Annotated in this window: 2 protein-coding genes and 1 pseudogene; 2 read left to right on the top strand and 1 reads right to left on the bottom strand. The window is 54.1% G+C overall.

Translation table 11 applies throughout. The features are described 5' to 3' along the window. Positions 1 to 412: 412 nt before the first annotated feature. Positions 413 to 577, top strand: a pseudogene (locus CP556_RS27010) (integrase core domain-containing protein); the annotation flags it as partial. A gap of 1,181 nt (positions 578 to 1,758) precedes the next feature. Continuing rightward, positions 1,759 to 5,547, top strand: a complete 3,789-nt coding sequence (locus CP556_RS22070; RefSeq protein ID WP_098727795.1) for an outer membrane protein assembly factor BamB family protein — start codon at positions 1,759 to 1,761, stop codon at positions 5,545 to 5,547. 81 nt (positions 5,548 to 5,628) lie between these two features. Here the strand turns inward: CP556_RS22070 and CP556_RS22065 are convergent, their stop codons facing one another. Beyond that, positions 5,629 to 6,729, bottom strand: a complete 1,101-nt coding sequence (locus CP556_RS22065) for a DUF7282 domain-containing protein (protein WP_098727794.1) — start codon at positions 6,727 to 6,729, stop codon at positions 5,629 to 5,631. Positions 6,730 to 7,199: the final 470 nt, after the last annotated feature.

Raw genomic sequence — 7,199 nt, 5'->3', positions numbered from 1 at the left:
CTCGAGATCGTCGATTCGTTCCTGTAGGGCGTCGACATCGCGTGTGTCGTCGGTGGCGTCTTCGCGCGGGTCGTCAGTGAGCTCGTAGATGCCCCGACCGATGGTCTCGACATGGTCTCCACGGAAGATCCATCACTTATAAATTCACTCCTACTAGAATCATTAATTAACTGTCCCCCTCATCTGCGATAGTATGGAAAGAAGACACCTACTCTGTGCCAGCGCAAGTGGGACTCTTGCTCTCTTTTCAGGGTGCATTGGAAGTAGGCAATCAAACACCCAAGGGAAAAAGACAATTCAAACAACGAGGACGAGAAACCCAAACCGGTTCAGACAGTTGAAGAATCCATTGTATTTGAAACAATATAGTAGAAAAAATACAAACTGCTTGCTCTCTAATGGGACATCCGCGTGGTACTATGGTCTCAAAATGCGCGTTGACCGCTTCCATAATTCATGGGTGGGCAGTCGGGCGATCGTCCGGGAATGAATTGAACAGTTCCAACATTATTACAACCAGTACAGACCGCATCAAGCTCTTGACGGAAAGGCGCCAGCTAAGGCGATCCAGAACTAGACAGTGCCCTCTATGCTAGGAATCACGATCTTTACAGTGCCGACTGTCATTCTTACTAAGAGTTTTGCGAGAAATTGCCTGCTCGCTGAGACTGTTGATTGCCTCCACTGGGTCATACTATTTGCACTCGTCGACGGCCTCAGCAGGCCGACGTTGTGCGTGAGAAGGTAACCAGCGGCCAGCCGCCACGCCCATTCGGCGAGTTTCAGATCTGCTTCATCTGGTATCTCGGTCTCAGCTACTATTTCTTCAAGTGGTGGCGGATGAGGCTAGTGAGTAAGATTGAGAGACAAAACGAGTATCTGGCCCATGCTCATAACTAGTAGGACTTGTTTGTGTAATTGTTCTACTTGAACTCAAGGAACGTGCTTCTATCGACTTTGTTCCTACCCTCGCGTCTCTAAGGCCGCCTGCAGCTACACTCCTCTGTCGATTCCGGGCAAAAAGGTATTCTCGACCAATTATACACCGGAAGCTCAAGTAGGGTCTTGACGACTCGCGTGGTGACGGTGATCTGATGGTCGTGGGGGTGTCAACCTGCCTTTTGGAAGATAGGCCAATTGTGTGTGGCCGGGTATCGTTGGTAGACACGGAGACTATGAGAATTTGTTCTACTGCATACATTCCTTATATTCAATTCACTGAGTGTATTAGAAATTAAGGGTCTCAACAGAGCCGTGTAGTCTATAGCCCGCCCTCTCAGGGACCGACCGAGTTGTGACTGTCGTGCTTGAGAATTAGGGCAGAACACTCCCCCGCTCTATCTCCAACTTGTACCGAGAACCACTTAAAGAAAAAACACCTCATGGAAGAAGCGAACTCGAGCAGATCCTAAAACAACTACCCCATGGCACCCACACTGTGTAGTAATGGCACTGTCTCAATGCTGCGTGATCTCAGGGGTTCCGTCAACGGCGTGAAAACCTCTCTGCCGATATAGTAGGGTCGACAAATCTAACGCTATTTAGGCTGTAATTTGGGTCTTTTCTCGATGGCGTGGTACTAGAGCTTCCTATATCAATATAGTTGAATAAGCCTACATATAAACTATATTGTTCTAATTGAAAGAACTCTCTTCTAGCAGCGGGCTCAGTCATGCTCTAACAGTGGAGTGACTTCATATCAAATATAGTTGAGAGCCGGAAAATCTATATGTTCTCGGTTACCGTTGTCGAGACGAAATGACGACTGATGACGGAATCTTGAGGCGGGAGACGCTCAAACTACTGGGTGCTCTTGGCGTGGGTACCACAGCGGGTGTCTCGACGGCGGCAGGTGCCGTTACCAGTGATTATCCAGTGGTCGTCGGTGAATGGCGACAAATCGGACGGGCAACAACACAATCATCGTATAACACGGATACGGATGGACCGATAGATACTCCCACGACACTTGACTGGTGGGAGACGCTCGGTGGGAACTCGGTTACTGCCCCGGCGATCGCGAATGACACGGTGTATGTGGCTGACGGAACGCAAGTAGTTGCGCTCGACATCAGCAACGGCCGTGTTACCTGGAAGTATGATGAAGGGGAGGTCTTCACAGATCGACCAATCGTGGTCGAGGGGTATCTCATCGTCCTCCATCGCGATTCAGGGTATAGCAACACTATCTCGGAACTTCACGTTCTCGACGCTACCGACGGGAGTCAGGAGTGGGTGGCAGATGTCTCCAGTGGTGCTCGCTTTCCCGTTGCCGATGGGTCGATGTGTTATGTCGCTGATGGCTCAACCGTCCGCGCGCTGAATCTGGACACTGGAACCGAAGAGTGGCAGTACGAACTTAACCAACCGGCGAGCGTCTCACCTGTCTTGCTGGACGGGAAGCTATACGTCACGATGGAAGATGGGAGTGGATATGGAACCAGTACTACGAATCTCATAGCGTTTGATGCGAGCAGCGGTGTCGCACGCTGGACAGAGGCATACGGCGACGGCAATGCGAGAGACCTTGTGTCAAACGGTGGCCGTCTATATGCCGTAACGAGCAATGGGGGCGTTACTGCATTCGATACGAGCGGGACAGTCATCTGGACGGAAGCAGGGTTTGCGGATACGTTCCATCATCTCGCAATTGATGAGAATCGACTCTACGTCACTGCAGACAATCTTATCGCCGGTCTCAGCCTCAGTGACGGTTCGAGAGTCTGGGATACGGCCGTTGGCGCTACTGCCAGCCGGCCGGTAATCACCAATGCAGGAGTATTCGTGGGGACGACTGACGACGAAGTATACGCGCTTAATCCCACTGATGGGTCTGTTAAGTGGAGTCGCGTCCATGATGGAAGTGTCAACCAACCAGTTACTGTGGAAGACCGGACGTTCGTCACGGGTGCTAGCGGAACGATCCGGGCGCATACGAGCGGGGCACCATCTCCAGTTACGATCTCATCGCCGGAGGCAGGAACATGGCCTGGGAGCGCATACGACTCGGCAACGACGGCGTACAACCCCACAGCCGCACCACCGACAGGCGATCAGGGAACGACGCTTGACTGGTGGAAAACTTTTGAGACTGCTCCAGCGAGCGAACCGGCGTCTGACGGTGACCGGCTTTACGTCTCGGCCGATAACGAAGTAATTGCCTTTAACGCGGAAACGCTTGATCCCGAGTGGCGATACAATGACGGTGACCTCTTCAGAGATCAGCCAGTTATTGCCGGGCCGTTCGTCCTTGCCTTTGAACAGGAGTCCGGGTATAGTAACACTATTGACCGACTCCACGTAATTGAGGCTGAGAGTGGCAGCCGGCGGTGGGACACCAGCGTGTCCGCCGGTGCCCACTTACCAGTCGTGGATGAGGAGACAGCCTATCTCGCGACGCCAGGGACAGTCAAGGCGTATAACCTCGCCAGTGGCTCACTCAACTGGCAGTTTGACCTCCCCGAAGTAGCCAGTGCACAGCCAGCGTTAACAGAGGATCGACTGTTTGTCCTCACCGAGGACGGCGAGGGGTATGGAACTGGCAAAGCAGATCTCTACGCCCTTGATCCCGAAACTGGCAACGCACGATGGCGCGCTCGGATTGGTGACGGCAACGGCCAGTGCGTTGTTGCCGACGACCAACGAGTGTATGCGACGACGACGAACGGTGGCGTCACCGCACTCACTCATAACGGTGACGAGCAGTGGACGCACAACGAAAGTGCAGATAACTACGAATACCTCGTCGCCAATGAGACCCTCGTGTACGTCACGACGACGAATGGCGCTGGAGTAACTGCACTTGAAAAATCGACCGGCAACCGAGCATGGCGAGAATCCGAGATGGGTGCTGCATCATCACTGCCATCGGTCACCGACGCCGGAGTACTCATTGGAACTGTCAACCGGGAAGTCCTCCTGCTTGATGCAGACACTGGCGATATTCTGTGGCGCCGTGTCCATGACGATGTCGTTGACGGACAGATCCCTATTGACGAGACGGTATATGTTGCTGGTGGTTCAACGCTCCGGGCTCACATTGCTGGCACAGCCGAGGGTGTTGAGCCGCCTCGAATTCCCACTCTTGGCTGGGCGACTGACGGGTATGATGCTGGCCAGACTGGCGGTACCGAAGGTGATGGACCAACGGATGAGCCGGAGATCCTCTGGGACCAGACATTCGATCATAGCGAAACGACACCACCGGCTACCGATGGCGATACAGCCTATATTGCGGCTGGAGATCTCAAAGCAGTTGATCTGCGAACCGGTGAGTCAGTCTGGACGTACGACGAGGGCGATACCTTCCAGACATGGCAACCAGTACTCGCAGATGACACCGTGTTGGCCATTGAGTACGATGTCGGATACAACGCATCGCCGACAGCACTCCATGCAGTTGATGTAAGAACCGGCACGCAACAGTGGCAAATTCCCGTCTCGAGCGACATCTATCCGCCAGTTGTTGCTGGCGGCATGGTGTACATCGCCTTCGGATCAAAGATTGAAGCACGGTCCTTAGAGGACGGAACACAAATCTGGCAGTTCGAAACTGACGAAAGCGTCAACGCGCAGCCCGCCATCGGCAAAGATCGAGTCTACGTCCTTACGGAAGATGGAGAAGGATATGGAACCGGTGAAGCCACCCTGTACGCGATCGACGCAAGCGATGGCAATGGACGGTGGCAGGTCAGCTTCGGTGACGGCAACGGATGGTCTGTCCTTACAACCGACACAAGCGTATTTGCGACGACCAGAAATGGTGGCGTCACCGCGTTTACTCATAACGGCAAGGAGAATTGGACGCACAACAGTTCAGCAGGGACATTCGGGTATCTAGCGCACAATGGTGACACCCTATTCGTGACCACGAATGATTCTCCTGGTGTGACTGCACTCAACCCAGAGACAGGCGATCAAGTCTGGCAAAAGGGGACCGAAGGAGAGCCGTTCAGCCAACCTGCAGCCACAGGGGAAACCCTGTACGTTGGAACCAAAGAGAAGGAAGTCCTCGCCTTTGGAACCGAGTTAGGAACGACCAAATGGGAACTCCTTCATGATGGAATGGTCCGTGGACCAACAGTTGTCGGAAACCGCGCGTATGTGGGGGGCACAAGCAAGACGGTCCGTGCCTACGTCGACGCCATTCCACCGACGAGCAAGATCGGCATTGACGGAGAGGTCACGCTCAACGAAACGGCCACGTTCACTGCTAGCGGATCAGAGCCGGGCGATGCCCCGATTGTAGAGTACCAGTGGGACTTCACTGGCGACGGCACAGTCGATGCGATGGGCGAGCAGGTTGAACACACTTTCGCCGAAGAAGGAACCTACGAAGTGCGACTCACCGTCGTTGACGACGCTGGCAGAGTCGACATTGACCGTGAGTATCTCACTGTCAATAGTGACCCACTGGCCGAGTACCGGAACGAGAACGGGGCTGTCGATATTCGAGGACTCCAATCTGGAATCGACGACTGGCGCGCCAGCGATATTGGGATGCGACTGCTGAGCGAAATCATCAACGCCTGGCGGACTGGCGTGTAACCTACACCACACCTTTTCCTCTCCCTTCTCCCCTCTCCCTGTGTGAGAGACCCGAAAGCAGTGACACAGATCTCTACACCTTCAGTCGTAGTCGTAGGACGCTGGAAGCCGAAGTGGCTCACTGCTCCGCCAGTAGTCAATAACAGTTCGCAGCAGGTCAAGCGAGACCGTGCCGTTGCGCCACGCAGTGATTGCCGATTTCAGGCCAGTTGTATCGACGACACAGTGCTCGTTCATGTACGTGAGGAGGTACGGTTCGTCCTCCCTAATAATCGTGAGCTCGGCGGTATCACGGACACGGCCAGCAGATTGAACGGGGTCACCGACTCCGCCGTCGCTCGTGGCAGTATAAATTGTCGCGGTCACCGTCTGCGTCTCAGTGAGTTCCGACTCAAGGGGAATGGAGAGATCAAAGACGGTCTCGCCTGCTGTGAGTTGATCGCTGGCCCCGATCACGTCGCCAGATTCAGTCGCAATGACGATCACGAAATCATCTGGGTGATACACCGCCCGCTCCACGATAACCGTCTCCCCAGTCGAGACGTGGCCTTCAAACGAGAGATCGACAGCTTCCTGAGGGAAGATATCCACCGGAGAGGCCGGACAGCCGTCTGGAAGCTGATTGTGCGGGTCAGTACCGTTCCCAGCCGTGAACTCAATTGTGCTACCGTCTCGTTCGGCCCAGCCACCGTGAAACCCGTCATCCCACTGGGTGTCAGTGACGGTAATGTGGCTAGGATCGTCGTTTGCACCAGCGACGAACGAGTAATGATTTCCATTCATATCGAGATGGCAGTTCTCCACCTCAACTGGGCCAGGCGCCCAGGCCCAGACACCACGTCCCTGCCGGTACCGACGACAGTCGGTCACAGATGCGACACAGTTCTCGAGCCTCCCTTCGGCCAGTCGATAATGGGAGACCCAGCAATCAGCAGCATAACAGTTGCGGAGAGAAACCGTCCCTCCACCACCGGCCCCCATCGCAGAACAGTAGAACGCATTATCGCTCATCTCCTGGATGTTTACCCCCTCGATTACGAGGTGACCAGTATGAGCAGGCTCAACCCAGAGCCCTGTCCCCCCTTTCTCCTCGTAGGCAGCGCCATCACCAATCCAAACATTCTCAATTCGGGAGATCCCACGGTCAGTATCGCTGACGCACAGAACACAGGCATCGCCCATGTCGACTTGGCCACGGATCGCAATATTACGAATTGTCCAATTAGTGCCAGTAGCGATAATTGATACCCCCGCCCCGGGCGCAGTCACATCAAATAAGACATTCTCGAGCGTTTTGTTATCCTTGACAACGACAATTTTTCGTTCGTCTGCAGGGACAGTGATGGACTGGTACGCTGTCTCAGATGCCGTGGCAGACGCCGGTATGAGTGATATAACAGCGGTCCCACCAAGGAGTCCGAGCCACGATCGGCGTGTGAGTGATCGTCGTCTCTGTCCCATGACGCCCCTCATTCTGTCTCTGCCAATAGGGTCGCCAATCATATATTATACATAGTAATTCATCAACTCATGAGAAAATAGGTAACTAATACTATACAGCGAGAGGGAAGTGACTCGGCCCTCGAGAAGCGGAGAGTACTGGGGAAGAGAGAAGTGAAACCCCGTCGCACAACGAGCAACGCAGAGCGAAG

This window comes from Natrinema sp. CBA1119, assembly GCF_002572525.1.
GTDB lineage: Archaea > Halobacteriota > Halobacteria > Halobacteriales > Natrialbaceae > Natrinema.
The sequence above is the reverse complement of the archived record's forward strand: the minus strand, read 5'-3'. Positions and strand labels throughout refer to the sequence as shown.

Coding starts and splice junctions, on each gene's coding strand:
- CP556_RS22070 (WP_098727795.1), top strand. CDS start 1,759: ATGACGACTGATGACGGAATCTTGAGGCGGGAGACGCTCAAACTACTG.
- CP556_RS22065 (WP_098727794.1), bottom strand. CDS start 6,729: ATGGGCGATGCCTGTGTTCTGTGCGTCAGCGATACTGACCGTGGGATC.